Annotated in this window: 16 protein-coding genes and 1 pseudogene; 16 read left to right on the top strand and 1 reads right to left on the bottom strand. The window is 38.3% G+C overall.

Features of this window, described 5'->3' with window-relative positions; all coding sequences use genetic code 11:
* Window position 1 precedes the first annotated feature (1 nt).
* The 7 genes and pseudogenes from ACSVH6_RS04925 to ACSVH6_RS04895 all read left to right on the top strand — a co-directional run bounded on the left by ACSVH6_RS04925 (window position 2) and on the right by ACSVH6_RS04895 (window position 8,231).
* Window positions 2-643, top strand: coding sequence for a LolA family protein (locus ACSVH6_RS04925; RefSeq protein WP_438076154.1), 642 nt, complete (start codon window positions 2-4; stop codon window positions 641-643).
* A 6-nt stretch (window positions 644-649) separates the two neighbouring features.
* A pseudogene (locus tag ACSVH6_RS04920) lies at window positions 650-2,062 on the top strand (LptF/LptG family permease); the annotation flags it as partial.
* 470 nt (window positions 2,063-2,532) lie between these two features.
* Entirely contained in the window at window positions 2,533-3,669 is a 1,137-nt protein-coding gene (ribB, locus tag ACSVH6_RS04915; protein WP_438076152.1) for a 3,4-dihydroxy-2-butanone-4-phosphate synthase, read from the top strand.
* Window positions 3,670-4,047: 378 nt separating this feature from the next.
* The gene (locus ACSVH6_RS04910) at window positions 4,048-5,226 is read left to right on the top strand and encodes a T9SS type A sorting domain-containing protein (protein ID WP_438076150.1); all 1,179 of its coding nucleotides are present in this window, start codon (window positions 4,048-4,050) and stop codon (window positions 5,224-5,226) included.
* A gap of 333 nt (window positions 5,227-5,559) precedes the next feature.
* Window positions 5,560-5,982, top strand: coding sequence for a DUF6010 family protein (locus ACSVH6_RS04905; protein WP_438076148.1), 423 nt, complete (start codon window positions 5,560-5,562; stop codon window positions 5,980-5,982).
* A gap of 367 nt (window positions 5,983-6,349) precedes the next feature.
* Window positions 6,350-7,270 carry a GlxA family transcriptional regulator gene (locus ACSVH6_RS04900; RefSeq protein WP_438076146.1) on the top strand — a complete coding sequence of 307 codons (921 nt, stop codon included), beginning with the start codon at window positions 6,350-6,352 and terminating at the stop codon, window positions 7,268-7,270.
* Window positions 7,271-7,277: 7 nt separating this feature from the next.
* Window positions 7,278-8,231, top strand: coding sequence for an NAD(P)-dependent alcohol dehydrogenase (locus ACSVH6_RS04895; protein ID WP_438076143.1), 954 nt, complete (start codon window positions 7,278-7,280; stop codon window positions 8,229-8,231).
* Window positions 8,232-8,252: 21 nt separating this feature from the next.
* Here ACSVH6_RS04895 and ACSVH6_RS04890 read toward each other — a convergent pair whose 3' ends face one another.
* Window positions 8,253-8,648 carry a VOC family protein gene (locus ACSVH6_RS04890; protein WP_438076141.1) on the bottom strand — a complete coding sequence of 132 codons (396 nt, stop codon included), beginning with the start codon at window positions 8,646-8,648 and terminating at the stop codon, window positions 8,253-8,255.
* On the opposite strand from ACSVH6_RS04890, the gene ACSVH6_RS04885 reads away from it, so the two are divergent.
* The 9 genes from ACSVH6_RS04885 (at window position 8,647) to ACSVH6_RS04845 (ending at window position 17,771) form a co-directional block, all read left to right on the top strand.
* Entirely contained in the window at window positions 8,647-9,258 is a 612-nt protein-coding gene (locus tag ACSVH6_RS04885; protein ID WP_438076139.1) for a TlpA family protein disulfide reductase, read from the top strand. The genes ACSVH6_RS04890 and ACSVH6_RS04885 overlap by 2 nt on opposite strands.
* 2 nt (window positions 9,259-9,260) lie before the next feature.
* Window positions 9,261-9,779 carry a heavy-metal-associated domain-containing protein gene (locus tag ACSVH6_RS04880; protein ID WP_438076137.1) on the top strand — a complete coding sequence of 173 codons (519 nt, stop codon included), beginning with the start codon at window positions 9,261-9,263 and terminating at the stop codon, window positions 9,777-9,779.
* 1 nt (window position 9,780) lies between these two features.
* A complete protein-coding gene (locus ACSVH6_RS04875; RefSeq protein ID WP_438076135.1) occupies window positions 9,781-10,623 on the top strand; it encodes a hypothetical protein in 843 nt (280 codons plus the stop codon).
* Between the two features lie 9 nt (window positions 10,624-10,632).
* Entirely contained in the window at window positions 10,633-11,181 is a 549-nt protein-coding gene (locus ACSVH6_RS04870; RefSeq protein ID WP_438076133.1) for a DUF3347 domain-containing protein, read from the top strand.
* Window positions 11,182-11,197: 16 nt separating this feature from the next.
* Window positions 11,198-11,467, top strand: a complete 270-nt coding sequence (locus tag ACSVH6_RS04865; RefSeq protein WP_438076131.1) for a heavy metal-binding domain-containing protein — start codon at window positions 11,198-11,200, stop codon at window positions 11,465-11,467.
* A 124-nt stretch (window positions 11,468-11,591) separates the two neighbouring features.
* A complete protein-coding gene (locus ACSVH6_RS04860) occupies window positions 11,592-14,111 on the top strand; it encodes a multicopper oxidase domain-containing protein (RefSeq protein ID WP_438076129.1) in 2,520 nt (839 codons plus the stop codon).
* Window positions 14,112-14,232: 121 nt separating this feature from the next.
* Entirely contained in the window at window positions 14,233-14,796 is a 564-nt protein-coding gene (locus ACSVH6_RS04855; RefSeq protein ID WP_438076127.1) for a helix-turn-helix domain-containing protein, read from the top strand.
* Window positions 14,797-14,878: 82 nt separating this feature from the next.
* Complete coding sequence (locus ACSVH6_RS04850; RefSeq protein WP_438076125.1) at window positions 14,879-15,445, top strand: helix-turn-helix domain-containing protein; 567 nt, start codon at window positions 14,879-14,881, stop codon at window positions 15,443-15,445.
* A gap of 70 nt (window positions 15,446-15,515) precedes the next feature.
* Window positions 15,516-17,771 carry a heavy metal translocating P-type ATPase gene (locus ACSVH6_RS04845; protein ID WP_438076123.1) on the top strand — a complete coding sequence of 752 codons (2,256 nt, stop codon included), beginning with the start codon at window positions 15,516-15,518 and terminating at the stop codon, window positions 17,769-17,771.
* Window positions 17,772-17,800: the final 29 nt, after the last annotated feature.

The raw sequence follows: 17,800 nt of genomic DNA, 5'->3' as shown, positions 1-17,800 counted from the left end.
CATGAACAAAGTACTGTCAGTTGCGCTCTTATTATGGGTAAGCTTTACCGGAACCGCACAGGATAAAAAAGCAAAAGACCTTTTAGATCAGGTAACCGCTAAAATTAAATCGTATAATAACATTACTATCGATTTCAAATACACCCTGAACAACAGTAAAGAAAACATTAATAAGGAGAGTAAAGGTAACTTGGTGCTGGAAGGCAACAAATATGTCCTCAATTTTATGGGAGTTACCAAAATTTACGATGGTAAAAAAAGCTACACTATCGTCCCTGAAGACGAAGAAGTAACCGTTTCCAGCCTCAACGACAATGATGAAAAGGCCATCACGCCTTCTAAAATGTTGACCTTCTTCAACAACGGTTACAAATTTTACTGGGATATCCTTCAAGATGTCAAAGGCCGTAAAATACAATACATCAAATTGGTGCCAACCAGCACCAAAGACCAGCGCAAAGAAATCTTATTGGGGATAGATTCCCAAACCAAAAATATCTACACGGTCATTGAAATCGGTAAAAACGGGACTAAAACCACACTTACCGTTAATTCTTTTAAAACCAACCAACCTTTGTCAAAAAATCAGTTTACCTTTGTGGCGAGTAAATACCCCAATTACTACATCAACAAAATAGATTAAACTCAGGTGAAAATACTGGACCGGTACTTATTAAAATCTTTCCTTATTACATTTGCTACGGTATTTGTAATTCTGTTCTTCATATTTGTGCTACAGGTCGTTTGGCTCTTTATTTCTGAATTGGCAGGAAAAGACCTTGATCTCCTGATGATTATCAAATTCCTGCTGTTCAAAATGCCGAGTGTGGTGCCTTTGGTGCTGCCGCTTTCCGTACTGTTAGCCTCCATTATGACCTTTGGGAGTTTGGCCGAAAACTATGAATTTGCGGCTATGAAATCTTCCGGGATCTCGCTCCAAAGAGCGATGCGAAGTCTCATCTTCTTTATCATCGGCTTGTCCTTCATTGCTTTCCTGTTTGCCAACAATGTGATTCCTTATGCTGAATATAAGTTTGTTAACTTCCGACGCAATATTGCCCAGGTGAAACCAGCCATGGCTATTGCCGAAGGACAGTTCAGCGAAATAGGCAGTTATAACATCAAGGTAGAAAAAAAATCAGGCAAAAACGGCAAATATCTTGATTTGGTGACTATTCATAAAAAATCCATTTATGGCGACGGCAGCAATACCGTCATCAAAGCCAAAAAGGGAGAATTGGTCAGCAGTGAAGATTCCAACGTACTGAAATTAGTACTCAAAGACGGAAATTACTACGAAGACATCATCCCGAAGAAATTTGAAGACCGTAAAAAATTTCCGTTTGCCAAAAGCGAATTCAAACGGTATGTCCTGAATATCGATTTGTCTAAACTGAACAATGCCAATTTAGAGGAAGGACAGATTACCAACACCAATACAATGCTGACGATTGGGGAATTGCGTTACACATTGGATTCTTTACAAAAAAGCTACAACAAAGATGTGATTTCCTATTCGGAAAACATGTACCAGCGCACCTTTAACACCGGGGGATATTACAATCCCACTCCGATTTCGAAGTCGCTGACAGACAAAAACAATATTCTAAACAACTTTACGCCCGACCAAAAGGTACAAATCCTTCGGGTAGCGAGTAGTACGGTAGACGCCACCAATTTTTCTTTAGAGAACTCGAAATTCGAACTGGACGAAAAACAAAAAAACATCAATCAGCACTGGATTGCACTCTATGACAAGTTTGTGATTGCCTTCTCCTGCATCCTGATGTTTTTTATCGGAGCACCGCTGGGGGCCATCATACGCAAAGGAGGGTTAGGTTTGCCTATCGTATTTGCCATCCTGATTTTTATCACCTTCCACTTCATCAATACTTTTGGAAAAAAAGTGGCACAGGAAAATGGAATTGCTCCGTTTCTGGGCTGTTGGCTCTCAACTTTAGTCTTGTTGCCTTTGGCCATACTGGTTACCAAAAGGGCTACGGAAGACAAAGGAATCAACTTTAATTTTGACAGGCTGACCAACCTTTTCAACCGTTTCTTCCCGAATAGCAACGTGGAAGAACTGATTCTGGAACCAGTTCTTGACGAAGCCTATACTCTTGTAGATGAGGCAGTAGATTTGCTTCCGAATCACCATCAAAGCAAAGCCAAGCAAAATCAACCTGTCCCATCTCCTATTGACCAAGAGGCAGTAATCCTCTCGCATACCGCTTATAAAAAATACAGTCTTATAACGCTGGTTGTGTATACTGCACTGTTGCTGGTGCTGCTTTCAGGAGTGTTAGAAGGCACGCTGTATGTAGCTGTAGCCATATCGTTGGCAGCCGTATTCTATGTATTTCTTTTCAAATCCTGGCAAGCCTTCCGTAAGTTGGTTGCCCAGTATAACAAACAACCTGATGTCAACCTGTTAACGCTACTCTTAGGAGGGTTTCCGTTTTATATCTTATTTTACATTTACAACTACTATGCGCTGAAAGCCCTGCTTTCAGACACTAATACCAAGGTCTGATGGACAACAACAACAAAATACAACTCAACACCATAGCCGAAGCTATCGAAGACATTCGTCAGGGAAAAGTCATCATCGTGGTGGATGATGAAGACCGAGAAAATGAAGGGGACTTTTTAGCTGCGGCCGAAAAAGTAACGCCTGAAATGATCAACTTTATGGCTACACACGGACGCGGGCTGATTTGTGCGCCTTTAACAGAAAGACGCTGCAACGAATTGGAGCTGCATTCCATGGTGAAAAACAACACCGACCACATGGAAACGGCCTTCACAGTTTCAGTCGATTTAAAGGGACACGGCGTCACCACCGGAATCTCTGCTGCTGACCGTGCTAAAACCATTTTGGCTTTGGTTAATGAAGACACCAAACCCTACGACTTAGCACGTCCGGGGCACATCTTTCCGTTGACCGCCAAACAAGGCGGGGTATTGCGTCGTACGGGACACACCGAAGCAGCTATTGACTTTGCTCGTTTGGCAGGCTTTAAATCTGCCGGCGTGATTGTGGAAATCATGAACGAAGACGGTACCATGGCCCGTTTACCCGAACTGGTAGAAGTAGCAAAGAGATTTGATCTGAAATTAGTTTCTATAGAAGACTTGGTCGCTTACCGCATGCAGCACGACAGTTTGATTATCAAAAAAGAGGATTTCGAGATTACCACGCGTTTTGGGCAATTCCGTTTGCGCGCGTACCAGCAAACCACGAACAAACAGGTTCATTTGGCCTTAACCAAAGGCAGCTGGAATTCGGGCGAACCGATACTGACCCGTATCAACTCGTCACAAGCCAATAACGATATCCTGAACACGCTGACCAATGACATGGATCAAAAACTGGAAACCATGTTCCGACAAATATCCGACGAAGGCAAAGGAGCTATCTTGTTCATCAATCAGGAAACAGATTCCTCTGATTTACTGAGCCGTCTGAGCGAATTAAAACAACTGCAAAGTGAAGGGATCTTCAAGGCACCTCAAATTAAAATGGACAACAAGGATTTTGGTATCGGGGCGCAAATTCTGCACGATATCGATGTGTCCAAAATCCGACTGATCTCCAATACGACCCAAACCAAACGGGTCGGTATGATTGGATACGGACTGGAAATCACCGAATATGTGACATATTAAAAATAATCCCGAAAGTAACATTTCGGGATTTTTTGTATGACTCCATCTGCTTCCGGAAATTCTATAGTTACTACTCTGTCTTGTCTTTATTTATTTTCAATACAATTATAAGGAATTTGTTTCGCCCCTGAACGTTGTTTTAATACTTTACCCAGTCAATCATAATAAAGTCACAAAAAGGAGATTTATTTAAAATTCAAAGAATTATATTAAATCTTAAAGAAATTTTACAAAGTCCGGTAGAAACACGTACTGTAACTTTGCGACAAAATCAGTTACTAATCAAATCAATCGTCTTGATTTTTACTAAATCTCTGTATTCCTTTCAGAACAATGGATTACATAGCTTTAATCAAATTCAAGTTTCAATCATCAATCATGAAAAATTTAATCGCAATGATGGGCCTTTTGATTGGCCTTTCCGTCCAATCGCAATCATGGCAATTGGTCAATGACCTACCCCAACAGGAATTTATGGTCGTAAAACAAATCTCGGGAAAACTTTATGCCGCTTCCGAAAACAAACTCTTTTCAAGCACTGATGGTATTACCTGGTCAACCGAAATCTTCACAAACATATCGGTAACCCCCACAACCATATATGCTTTTGGAGGCAAACTACACATAGGCACTATGTACCACGGTGTTTACACCAGAGCCTTAACTACGGGTGGAGTTTGGAACCACACCCTGACAGGCATCCACTCCGCCAATTTCATACCCCACAACGGTAAGCTATATATGGCAAGTACAGGATTTGGTGTTTGGTACTACGATGGCAACCTATGGCATAATCAAACTTTAAACCTGCCTACTTATTCATACAACGTTAATAAAATTGTAAGTGCGAACCAAACCTTATATGCTTTTTCAGGGGCAAATGGAACATTTTACAAATTCGACGAAAACGGAAGCAGTTGGACTGAGGATTACTATTTTAACACCTTGTATCCCGGGCTTGCGGTTGACGACGCTTTACTATTAGGCAACATATTGTATGTGGCAAACGGTAACAAATTGTTACGTTCTGATGATTTTGGAAACAATTGGACATCTGACAATATCGGGCTCAATAACGGTGTCTTCAGACAATTATTCACGGGTAGCAACAGTCTGTATGCACTTACCCATAACATGGCCACAAATTATACTTATTTACAAAAAAGAGGTTTAAATGACATGGGGTCTTCCTGGGGTAATTTTAATGAGTTATTACCATTTTACTCATATGATCTCGAAGAATTTAATGGAAAGATATATATAGCTTCAGATATGGGACTGTACTCAAAATCAAATGAGCTTGGTATTGAAGTACCTATCAATGACCAAAATTTTGAAGTATCTATTTATCCTATTCCCTCTTATGATGGTCGGTTGACCATATTGTCAAATAAGATGATAAAAAAGGTAAATATCACAGACCTATCTGGTAGAATAGTGTTCAGAGAAAACATAAATTCACTTCAAACAGACATCCTACTCCAAACTTCAGGAATCTACATTGTAAATTTAATGTGTGATGATAAAATAGTGACCAGAAAAGTAATTGTAAATTAATTTCTTCTCAAAACTTTTCTCAATACAACCGAAACGAGGGCAAAATAATCTGATTTAAAATTATCACTACTTCTCTTTGAAAGATAAACTACCTCAAGGTACTGCAACCTTGGTTAAATTTGCCGGCTAAAACTTAAAAATGACACAAGTTCAGTAATATGTTCCTTCACGTAATGATTTAGAGAGAAGTCTTTGTCCTATTATGACGCTTCCTTGTCTATTTTGAGATATGGTTACTACAATATCTTTGCCCTGATAAAAAGAAATAGTATTCTCAATAGAATGTTAACTCCTACTTATCAAACAATTATTAATTATTTTAAATAGACTAAAATGATTACAGCAATCATTATCGGAGTTTCAATGGCTCTGGCGCAAATAGTTCTTTTTGAACTACTGAAACAATTTAACAAAAACAGCATATACTCACTGATACTATGCGCTATTGGGTTTCTATACGTTGGTTTTACCTGGACAGATATGTCAGCTTTTCTTATTGCTTCAGTTCAGGCAATTGTTTTTCTTTTCATTGCCTACTTCGGACTTACAAAAAACAACCTTTATGTAGTAGCATTGGGCTATTTTTTACATGGTCTTTGGGATATAGGGTATAGCTTTTGGCAGGATTCGTCACTACTACCTCCCCATTATGACCTATTCTGTATGTCTCTGGATTATATCGTTGGGATATACCTAACTTTTAAAACAATTAGACTTAATAAACTCATATTTGAAAATGATGGTAGAAGTATTTAAAACTAACGTTCAATTGCAGAGAGATGCTCAACTTATCGCTAGCAGTCTTGAAAAAATGTTATCAAAAACTAAGATTAATTTCGACATAGAGGACTGTGATAAAATTCTTAGAGTTGAAGGAATAGGCAGGATAAAGAATAATTTTATTATAACCTACTTAAAGCAAATGGGTTACAATTGTGAACTTCTTAAGTAACATCGGGTTTTATTTTATAACTTTAGTTAGGATTTACAAAGTATAGTTCGACAATCGTTTGTCATCAATCGCTTTATTTTGTCAGTTTTTGACGTAAAACTGTCTTTTAATCAGCTAAGTTACCCATTACTTTTGTATTCTAATTTCAACTTAAAAAACACGTTACCCGATATGAAAAAAATAGCATTCATAATTCCACCAACAGTAGAAATTTTAGATTTGGCAGGGCCACTTCAGGTCTTTACCGAGGCTAAATTCTACGGATTTGAAATAGAGCTTGAGTTTTACTCCTATACTGCTCATACAGTTAGCAATTCAGGGCTCGCATTCGGAAAAATATCACATTTTAGTGAAGCTGAATTAAAAGAGGGAGACTATATTTTCATGCCGGGAATGAGTTTTGATTATGTTGATTCTATTGCCTTCAGGGCAGAAAAAGAATTTTTCAATTGGCTAAAAGTACAGTCGTCCAAAAAAGTCTTAGTTTGCTCGGTGTGTAACGGTGCATTTGCATTAGCAGAAGCCGGCTTGCTTAATGATACGGAATGCACTACACACTGGAGAAGAATAGACCAATTAAAAAGTAGGTTCCCAAAGGCAAAAGTATTGACTGACGTACTCTTTAAAAAGAGCAACAATATTTACACAAGTGCCGGCATTAGTTCCGGAATTGATTTAGCACTGTTTATTCTTGAAGAGTTAAAAGGAGCTTTTTTCACCCATAAAGTAGCAAGAGGATTGGTAGTTTACTACCGACGAAATGATAATCACACTCAAAAGAGTATCTATCTCGATTACAGAAATCACATCCATCCAAAAATTCATGAAGTCCAGGATCATATGATAAACAATTTATCGGGTGATAACAGCGTAGAGGAATTAGCAGACTTGGTTGCTATGAGCCCCAGAAACCTAAGCCGTGTTTTTAAAGAAAAGACGGGAACAACCATTATCGAATATTTAACACTCCTAAGAATTGAGTTTGCCAAAACATTGGTAAATAATCCGGAATACACCATTGAGTATATCGCCGCTCAGTGTGGTTTCAAAACAGCAAGACAGCTGCAGCGAATTTTAAAAAGTAACTCATAATGCAAAAATGAAAGCAGCAATCTATACAAAATACGGTGCTCCGGATGTACTCCAAATTAAGGAAGTAACCAAACCTATCCCAAAAGATAATGAAATTCTTGTACAGATTAAAGCTACTGCGGTCAATTCAGGTGACTGGAGATTACGTAAAGCCGACCCATTTGCTGTCAGATTATTTTTTGGATTATTGAAACCCAAAGTCAATATACTTGGGAGTGTCTATTCAGGCGAAGTCGAAAGTGTTGGTAAAAACATAAAACGTTTCAAAGTTGGGGATGCTGTCTTTGGTCACACCAATATGACTTTTGGTTCATATGCCGAATACAAATGTCTTCCGGAAGATGGGTCACTAGCTTTAAAGCCAGATAACATTTCTCATAAAGAAGCCGCAGTTATTCCTTTTGGCGGTGTTACTGCTTTACATTTTATAAAAAAAGTTACCATTAAGCCCGGGCAAAAAATACTGATTGTAGGTGCTTCGGGGGCAGTTGGAAGTGCTGCCGTTCAACTGGCAAAATCATTTGGAGCGCATGTAACTGCTGTTTGTAGCACAGCAAATATTGATTTAGTGAAATCTATCGGGGCTGACAAGGTAATTGACTACACCAAAGAAGATTTTACCCAAAACCATGAAATCTATGATTTGATTTTTGACACAGTTAATTCAGCTTCAGTTGGCCGCGCTCTAAAATCACTTTCCAAAGAAGGCACCCTGATTTTAAGTGCTGCAGGAATGAGTGAAATGTTGCAGGGTTTATGGTTTTCTGTGACAAGCAAAAGAAAAATATTGACAGGAGTGATTAGCCATAAAGCTGAAGACATCGCTTTGTTGAAAAAACTTACAGAAGCCGGTGAATTTAAACCTATCATTGACAAAATCTACCCCTTGGAACAAATTGTTGAAGCACACGCTTATGTTGAAAAAGGACATAAAAAAGGTAATGTCGCCATAACAATCTAAAGCACTTAATCCCCAAAAAGCTTAAACAGCAAATACGGCGTGAGGTGTATATGCCACTTCTATAATAAAACCATCAGGATCATAAAAATCCACGGTGTAATAACCGTTAGAGTAAGGCATTTCAACCGGTCCTCGAATTATTTTTGCATTCATGGTATGCAGTAGCAAACCAATTTTATCTACCTGCTCTTTTCGGGTTGCCTGAAAGCAAATATGTCTAACCCCTAACACGGGAATCGTTTTCAGCCCAACCATTTCTTTAAAATAAATTTCCATAGTGCTGGTAGCCATAGCATAGTTTCCGATGGGATTCCATTCTATAATTTCAAGGAATGCTTTGTAGAAAGCAAAAGATTTGTTGAGATCAGAAACCCAAAACTCAATATGGTTGATGCCGGGTTGCCTGTTTGTTTTCATGATGAAGAATAGGTTTTTAATAACAGGTACAAAGATAAAAAGCAATAATTATAAAATTATATACATCATTTCAGAAATTGTACAAAACCCAGATGCGGCCAATGACGGTACTTTGCATCATAAATTTAAAGCATTAAAAATGAGACAATACATTTTATTATTCAGTTTGATTATTGCTTTTACGGCAAAATCTCAAATTACTGTTGGCAGCCAATTGCCCACTATATCTTTAAAAGATATCACAGGCAAAGAGGTAAAAGTTTCCCCAAATAAAAATCAATATGTATTAATCGATTTCTGGGCATCATGGTGTGCACCATGCAGAAAAAAAAACAAGGAGTTGGTTCAGTTGCAAAAAGACACCGCTAAAAAAGATTTGATAATCATTGGCATTTCATTAGATGCCGATACAAAAAAATGGATTAGAGCTATTGAAAAAGATAACATTAACTATCAACAGCTAAATGACCCATATGGCTTTGATGCTGCCACAGCTATCCAATTTGGGGTTGAACAACTCCCTGCGTCTTATCTTTTTGATAAACAAGGTAAACTCATCGCAATTAATCCAACACACGAAGAAATTAGTAACTTATTAAATTCAAAATAAAAATGAAAACAAAAATTATGCTTGCGATACTCGTAGTATTCGCTATCAATACGGTAACGTATTCACAAATCACTAAAGCCGAAATAGTAGCAACCGGTTTAACCTGTTCTATGTGCTCCAATGCTATAAATAAGCAATTAAAAGCCTTACCTGAAGTAGAAAGTGTAACTACTGATTTGAATACAAATACATTTACAGTACAATTAAAAAAAGACAATCAAATTACGCCAATTATATTAAAACAGCGTGTGGAAAAAGCCGGATTCTTTGTAGGTTCTATGGTTATTACACTGACTCTTGATAATCCAAAATTGGATGATAAACTAAGTACTAACCAAAACGAGAAAACATATATTTTTATCGATGCCGATACTAATCAACTAAAGGGTCAGATTGTAGCTAAAGTAATGGACAAAGGTTTTGTAACGCCTAAAGAATATAAAAAAATAGTAAAATCATTATCTATATTCCCAACCTATGGATCGGATGATGAAAAAACCTTCCATTTAAAATTGATATAAAATGAAGTCACTTTGTATTTCCGTTTTACTTTTTATTTCCTATCAAATCAACGCGCAGGAGTTATTCGTAGTGACCGAACCGGCCAGTAATGTGCCTGCAGGTTCTATCGGCATCAAATTGGGTGAATCGCTGATGAAAGAAAAATATAAAGCAGGTTACAACTACCACATGATGCCTGAGTTAACATGGGGAGTCAACAAAAACTTAATGCTTCGACTCTCAGGTTTTATTAGCAACCGAAACAGCACCAGCAGCGACTTAAAAACCGAAGGGGGGGGGCTGTATGCCAAATACCGTTTTTTATCAACCGATGATTTGCACAGTCATTTCAGAATGGCTGCTTTTGGTCGCTACAGTTTTAATAATTCCGATATCCATCAGGAAGAAATTGAGACTATGGGGCATAATTCAGGTTTTGAGGCAGGTGTCATAGCTACAAAGCTGATTAAAAAAGTGGCCATCAGTACTTCGGTGAGTATCGAAAAAGCGCTTGATAATAAACCGAATAATCCGTTTCCTGACAGTCAAAGCAATCTGGCCATCAATTATACGCTTTCCTTCGGGAAACTAATGTATCCGAAAGCGTATTCTGATTACAAACAAACCAACATCAACCTAATGGTGGAACTTGTCGGACAAACGTTAAACGAGAATCAAAAATCTTTTTTAGACATTGTTCCTTCATTACAGTTCATTATTAACAGTCAGGCCCGTGTTGATTTGGCTTACAAACAACAGTTGTACAGCTCAATGTTGCGCACAGCTCCTAACGGACTTTATCTGAATCTACAATATACTTTCTTTAATCTGAAAAGAAACCAAAAAATGATTAACTTTAAATAAAAAGCAACAATGAAAACAATAATCTTCTCTATCACCACAATGGTACTTGGTTTTTTATCTTTTACCAAGAGTCAAAACGAAAATCGCATACTGAAAAATGCATACGGCACAGCCATTACACAAACAAGATTTTCAACAAATGAGGTTGTCAGTAGTTATTTGAAAATTAAAAATGCTTTGGTAAAAAGTGATTCTAATACCGCATCCGAATCAGGGGAAGCATTAATAAAATCATTAAACGAGATCAATACAAATGAGGTTTCTGCCATACAAAAAACGCTGTTGACAAAAATAACAGATGAGGCAAAAAAGCAGGCGAAAACAATCTCTACTAGTAAAGGAAAGCTTGATAAACAAAGAAAGGCTTTTCAGGAACTGAGCAAAAACATCAATGAACTAGTAAGTACTTTTGGCACATCACAAAAATTGTATCTGGATTTTTGTCCAATGTATGAAGGAGGTTCGATTTGGCTTAGTGAGACTAAGGAAATTAAGAATCCGTACTATGGAGCTCAAATGTTGGTTTGTGGTAAATTAAAAGAAACCATCGAAAAATAATCTAAAGATCAGTATCATGAAAAAAACACTTTTTATAGCGGCCATCATCGGATTAGGAATGGTCTCCTGCAAACCAAACAGCGAAGAGACTCCATCAGAAGCAAAACAACAAACTCAAGACACTATTAGCCCTGCTGACAGTACTACCGAGTCTACCCATGCTAAAGACAAAAGTAATACAACCGCCTTATACGCCTGCCCTATGCATCCTGAGGTACACGGCAAAATGAATGAAGAATGTCCTAAATGCGGAATGAAACTAACCGAACCGGTTACTAAAGAATAATCCGATAGCCTAAACTGTTGGTTCCAATAACTTCCCGGCAAAGTTCCTTGTTATAATTTCGGGAACTTTGTTGGTGATGGTATACCAAATTTTGAAGCGATAAATGATAAAAAGAATGATCTCTATGAAAAACATATTGCTTTTACTAACCTTGGTCTTTACCCTTTCCGGTGCAAAGGCAGATGTAGCCGCAAAGGTTGCTGCAGAAAATTTCCAAGGACAGCCCCCCACGTATACATGCATCATGCACCCGGAAATCCATGCCATAAAACCCGGAAAATGCCCCAAGTGTGGGATGACACTGATTAAGGAAAAACCTAAAAAAGACCGTAAAACTTCATCTTCAAAACCGGTTACTACACCCAAACCTACAGCGCCGGTTAAGAAAGAGGCAACTGTTGAGAAAGACATCCCGGAAGAAAAGGAAGTCGAAGCCCCAAAATCAGAAGCAAGCCCAAACGCAACTAAAAGCCCACCACCCAAAATAGTACGGTATGATTTATATGTTCGGGATACAGTTGTTAATTTTACCGGGAAACCCAAAAGAGCCATAGCGGTCAATGGGCAAATCCCCATGCCGACTTTAACCTTCACTGAGGGTGATACAGCTGAAATCTATGTCCACAACGAATTGGATGAAGAAACATCCCTCCATTGGCACGGACTATTTTTACCCAATAAAGAGGACGGTGTTCCTAACTTGACGCAAATGCCGATTCCTCCTCATTCGACACATTTATATACCTTTCCCATTATTCAAAACGGAACCCATTGGTACCATAGTCACACAGAATTACAGGAACAAATCGGTATGTACGGCTCTTTTATTATGAATAAAAGATTAGAAGATCCCAGCTTCCGTAAAGGCATTGATGACCTGCCTACCATTCCCTTGATACTGAGCGAGTGGACCGACATGAAACCGGAGAATGTACACCGTATGCTGCACAATGCTACCGATTGGTTTGCCATCAAAAAAGGAACAACACAAAGTTATGCTGAAGCCATTAGAAGCGGGCACTTTATGACCAAGCTTACCAATGAATGGAAGCGTATGAACGCTATGGATGTGAGCGATGTGTACTATGATCAATTTCTTATTAATGGTAAAAATCAAAACGAATTTCCACGGTTCAAGGCTGGAGACAAAGTGCGGTTGCGTATTTCCAACGGTGGGGCATCAACCTATTTTTGGCTCACCTATTCCGGTGGAAAAATCACTGTGGTGGCGAGTGATGGTAACGATGTGGAGCCTGTAGATGTAGATCGCCTCATTGTAGCTGTTTCTGAAACCTATGATGTGATTATAACGATACCTGAAAACAATAAAGCCTATGAATTCTTGGCTACTGCCGAAGACCGCACCAAATCAACTTCTATGTTCTTTGGCAACGGCAGTACGCAATCGGCTAAGCCACTACCCAAACTAAAGTATTTCGAAGGGATGAAAATGATGAATGACATGATGAAAATGAATGGCGATTTGGACGATATGGGCATGCAGATGTCGCTCAATCAAATGGACATGAATGTAGTCATGTACCCCGAAATAACAGGAAGTGAAAATAAAAAGCCGGAGACTGATACAACCGAGACTATCCCAAATCAATACGATGGGAATGCCCTTTCGGACATACAAACGCTCAATTATGCAATGCTAAAAGCCCCTCATAAGACCACCTTGCCGGAAGGCCCGGTAAAAGAACTGCATTTTGAACTCTCCGGTAATATGAACCGCTACGTTTGGAGTTTGGATAACAAGGTCGTTTCTGAAACCGATAAAATACTAATCAAGAAGGGTGAAAATGTCAGGATTACCCTTTACAATGGTTCCATGATGCGCCATCCCATGCACCTGCACGGCCATGATTTCAGGGTAATTAATGGCCAAGGCGACTATGTGCCATTGAAAAACATCATTGATATTATGCCTATGGAGACGGACACTATCGAGTTTAATGCCAATGTAGAAGGCGATTGGTTTTTCCACTGTCATATATTGTACCATATGATGAGCGGCATGGGCCGGGTATTCACTTATGAAAATCAGGCGGCAAATCCTTTAATTCAAAATCCAAAATTGGCTCAGCGCAAACTGTTTGCCGATGACCGGGCGTTTCATATCATGGCAGAGAATGATTTTGCCTCCAATGGTAATGACGGAGAGTTAATGATTCAGAATACCCGCTGGAGTATGGGGACCGAATGGCGACTGGGATACAACGACATGCACGGTTATGAGACAGAAACTCATATTGGCCGGTACATTGATAAGATGCAATGGCTGATGCCTTTTGTGGGGTTTGACTGGCGCTACCGCAAAATGAATGAAGGTGAAATGGAAGAAAACCTCTTTGGACAAACCAATACCAAGGACAAACGCGGTGTGTTGAGTATCGGGGTTGAGTATATGTTGCCGATGCTTGTAAAAGCACAATTTGAAGCCTATGAAGATGGTAATTTCAGGTTTCAGTTGGAGCGTATGGATATACCGCTATCAAAACGTTTACGAATGAGTGTTATGTGGAATACCGATAAAGAATACATGGCAGGATTACGATATATATTAGGTAAAAATTATGGTATTACCACACATTATGATAGTGATATGGGTTGGGGAATTGGCTTAGGGCTGAATTATTAAACCTGTAATTTTGTAACCCCGGTCGGAATTATCCAATATCCTTTTAAGATTTGGATAAATTTCAGAAATTAGCAATGGCTTTTAATAGAATTTTACTCTATCTAATTCAAATAATTATTTTATGAAAGTATCAGTTAAAAACATGGTTTGCCAACGCTGTATTTTGGTAGTCAAACAGGAATTGGAAAAGAATAATTTAATGGCTGAAACGGTGCAATTAGGCGAGATTACCTTTAAAGAAGAGCTATCTGAAGAACAGCTTACTACCTTGAAAGACAGTTTATCTGCACATGGCTTTGAAGTACTTGATGATCGAAAAGCTATGATAATAGAAAAAGTAAAGAATATCATAGTCGAAACGATACACGGTAGCGACGAAATTGATCTGAAAAGAAACTTCTCCGATATTATAGCCCACCAAATCCCAATAGATTACAATTACATCAGCTCTATATTTTCAACTACAGAAGGGATAACCATTGAGCAATTTATCATCCTGCAAAGAATAGAAAGAGTAAAAGAATTATTGGTTTATAATGAATTAACACTTAGTGAAATTGCTTATAAATTGGGATACAGTAACGTGCAACACCTTTCGACCCAATTTAAAAAAGTTACCGGGCTAACACCATCTCATTTCAAGCTGGTTAAAGAAAACAAAAGAAAGTCACTCGATCAGTTATAAAATTTTACACATCTTATCAGGAATTCTATAACAACCGAAGAGCCGCCTGATTCTAATTTTGTCCTAACAAATTAACAAGGACATGCAAGAAACAAAAAGACTTCAGATTAAAGGAATGGTTTGTAAAAGATGTATTTCTATTTTATTTGATGAACTTTCCCTTATTGGTTTAGAAATTACAAATATTAATCTTGGCGAAGTATTTTTTAAAGGACAATTGCCTCAGGATACTGATGAAAGCCAAATACAACAAATGCTTCAAAAATATGGTTTTGAATTGCTGAGCGATAAAAAAGTATTGCTTGTTGAAAGCATCAAAAGCTTAGTTCATAAAGGTATCGATTTACAGGCACAAAGTAGGGATACATTAAAATTCTCGGAGTATTTGAGTAATGAGCTTAACAAAGATTATGCCTACCTTAGTGCAGTCTTCTCCGATTATGAAGGAATAACGCTCGAAAAATATATTATCACACAACGCATCCTTAAAGTAAAAGAGCAACTGATTACCACAGATAAATCACTTACTGAAATATCCGATGAGTTGGGATACAGTAGTGTATCACATTTATCTCGTCAACTAAAAGCATATACAGGTTTTGATACCAATCATTTTAAAAATCTCAGAAATACTATCACTACAGCATAGAAGTTTCAATCAATCAATCAATCAATCAATCAATTAAACAAGGGGCTTAATCTCCCACAATTTTCACATCATGAAAGCAACAAAAGACAACATTCCGATACAAGATAAGATGAATATTTTTACCAAACATACTTTTCCGGTTACTGGTATGACTTGTGCTGCCTGTGCTGTAAGTGTCGAAAGTATTATCAAATCAACTGAGGGAGTCAAAGATGCCGGGGTAAATTATGCCAATCAATCGGCCTGGATTGAATATTCAGATGATGTTACCATCGAAGAAATTCAAAATAGAACCCGTTCCATAGGTTACGATTTAATTATCGATGCTGAAGACCCATTCCAAATACAACAGCAACAGCAGCAAAAACATTATGAAGAGCTAAAACGAAGAACGTTCTTGGCTATTTTATTATCCATCCCGATTACCATCATAGGAATGTTCTTTATGAATATGCCTTATGGCAATTATATCATGATGGCGCTGGCTACACCAGTGGTTTTCTATTTGGGGAGAAGCTTTTTCAGCAATGCTTTTAAGCAAGCCAAGCACCGCAAAGCCAATATGGATACTCTCGTGGCGCTGAGTACGGGAATTGCTTATATTTTCAGTACGTTCAATACTTTTTTCCCTGAATTCTGGCACACCCGGGGTTTACATGCTCATGTTTATTTTGAAGCGGCAGCTGTAATCATTGCCTTTATTTCCATTGGAAAACTGCTCGAAGAAAAAGCCAAATCCAACACCTCTTCAGCCATAAAAAAACTGATGGGCTTACAACCTAAAACCGTTACAGTAATCGAAGCCGGTCAGGAAAAAATAACGGCTATAGCTGATGTAGTAATTGGAAACGTAATACTGGTAAAACCAGGAGATAAAATTCCGGTTGATGGAGAAGTTATTGGCGGCATTTCATTTGTAGATGAAAGCATGATTAGTGGAGAACCTATTCCTGTTGAAAAAAAGAAAGGCGATAAAGTCTTTGCCGGTACTATTAACCAAAAAGGAGGCTTCGAATTCAAAGCTGAAAAAGTTGGTGGCGACACCATTCTGGCTCAAATCATCAAAATGGTACAGGAAGCACAAGGAAGTAAGCCACCGGTGCAAAAATTGGTCGATAAAATTGCCGGAATCTTTGTTCCTGTAGTGATAGGGATTGCTATTTTAACTTTTTCCATCTGGCTGGTTTTAGGTTCAGAAAATGCACTAACACATGCGTTATTAACTTCTGTTTCGGTATTGGTTATTGCTTGTCCTTGTGCACTCGGATTGGCAACACCTACCGCAATTATGGTCGGTATAGGCAAAGGAGCAGAAAACAACATTCTGATTAAAGATGCCGAAAGTTTAGAATTAGGCCATAAAGTGAATGCTATTATTTTAGACAAAACCGGAACCATTACCGAAGGGAAACCCGTAGTAACCGAACTATTTTGGAAAGAAGGTTTAAGCGACATCAAATCATTAAAAGAAATCATATTTGCAATAGAGACACAATCCGAGCATCCATTGGCCGAAGCCGTAACTGAAATTTTTAAGATCGAGAAAATACAGTCGGTACCGTTAGATAGTTTTGAAAGTATAACAGGCAAAGGAGTAAAAGCAAGAAAGGGTGAAAACGAATTTTTCATTGGAAACAGAAGACTGTTAGCAGAACATAAAATCAGGATTGATGCCTTACTCTCTGCACATGAAGAAAAATGGCAAAAAGAAGCCAAAACCATTGTCTTCTTTTCAAATAGTACAGAAGCTCTTGCGGTTATTGCCATCGCCGATAAAATAAAAGCAACATCCCGAGAAGCGATAAAAACATTACAAGACAGCGGAATCGAAGTCTATATGTTAACCGGTGACAACCGACAAACTGCTGAAGCTGTCGCAAAAGAAGTTGGAGTAAGTCATTTCAAAGCAGAAGTGATGCCCTCGGACAAAGCTTCATTTGTTAAAGAGTTACAGTCACAAGGAAAAGTGGTCGCTATGGTGGGCGATGGGATTAATGACAGTCATGCACTGGCACAAGCCGATGTGAGCATTGCCATGGGTAAAGGATCAGATATAGCCATGGATGTGGCCAAAATGACCTTGATTACCTCCGATTTGAATATGGTTCCCAAAGCCATAAAATTATCCGGTAAAACCATTACAACAATCAAGCAAAACTTGTTTTGGGCCTTCATTTATAACTTGATCGGCATTCCGGTGGCTGCCGGTTTGCTATACCCTATCAATGGGTTCTTATTAGACCCTATGATTGCCGGAGCGGCCATGGCTTTGAGTTCAGTTTCCGTAGTAGGCAACAGTCTTCGGCTCAAATCGGCCAAACTTTAAAATAGAATCATTAATTAAATTTTTTATAA

The sequence above is a fragment of the Flavobacterium sp. XGLA_31 genome, from assembly GCF_051547105.1.
GTDB lineage: Bacteria > Bacteroidota > Bacteroidia > Flavobacteriales > Flavobacteriaceae > Flavobacterium.
This window is presented reverse-complemented; position numbering and strand designations above follow the sequence as displayed.

Coding starts and splice junctions, on each gene's coding strand:
- ACSVH6_RS04925 (WP_438076154.1), top strand. CDS start 2: ATGAACAAAGTACTGTCAGTTGCGCTCTTATTATGGGTAAGCTTTACC.
- ribB (WP_438076152.1), top strand. CDS start 2,533: ATGGACAACAACAACAAAATACAACTCAACACCATAGCCGAAGCTATC.
- ACSVH6_RS04910 (WP_438076150.1), top strand. CDS start 4,048: ATGAAAAATTTAATCGCAATGATGGGCCTTTTGATTGGCCTTTCCGTC.
- ACSVH6_RS04905 (WP_438076148.1), top strand. CDS start 5,560: ATGATTACAGCAATCATTATCGGAGTTTCAATGGCTCTGGCGCAAATA.
- ACSVH6_RS04900 (WP_438076146.1), top strand. CDS start 6,350: ATGAAAAAAATAGCATTCATAATTCCACCAACAGTAGAAATTTTAGAT.
- ACSVH6_RS04895 (WP_438076143.1), top strand. CDS start 7,278: ATGAAAGCAGCAATCTATACAAAATACGGTGCTCCGGATGTACTCCAA.
- ACSVH6_RS04885 (WP_438076139.1), top strand. CDS start 8,647: ATGATGAAGAATAGGTTTTTAATAACAGGTACAAAGATAAAAAGCAAT.
- ACSVH6_RS04890 (WP_438076141.1), bottom strand. CDS start 8,648: ATGAAAACAAACAGGCAACCCGGCATCAACCATATTGAGTTTTGGGTT.
- ACSVH6_RS04880 (WP_438076137.1), top strand. CDS start 9,261: ATGAAAACAAAAATTATGCTTGCGATACTCGTAGTATTCGCTATCAAT.
- ACSVH6_RS04875 (WP_438076135.1), top strand. CDS start 9,781: ATGAAGTCACTTTGTATTTCCGTTTTACTTTTTATTTCCTATCAAATC.
- ACSVH6_RS04870 (WP_438076133.1), top strand. CDS start 10,633: ATGAAAACAATAATCTTCTCTATCACCACAATGGTACTTGGTTTTTTA.
- ACSVH6_RS04865 (WP_438076131.1), top strand. CDS start 11,198: ATGAAAAAAACACTTTTTATAGCGGCCATCATCGGATTAGGAATGGTC.
- ACSVH6_RS04860 (WP_438076129.1), top strand. CDS start 11,592: ATGAAAAACATATTGCTTTTACTAACCTTGGTCTTTACCCTTTCCGGT.
- ACSVH6_RS04855 (WP_438076127.1), top strand. CDS start 14,233: ATGAAAGTATCAGTTAAAAACATGGTTTGCCAACGCTGTATTTTGGTA.
- ACSVH6_RS04850 (WP_438076125.1), top strand. CDS start 14,879: ATGCAAGAAACAAAAAGACTTCAGATTAAAGGAATGGTTTGTAAAAGA.
- ACSVH6_RS04845 (WP_438076123.1), top strand. CDS start 15,516: ATGAAAGCAACAAAAGACAACATTCCGATACAAGATAAGATGAATATT.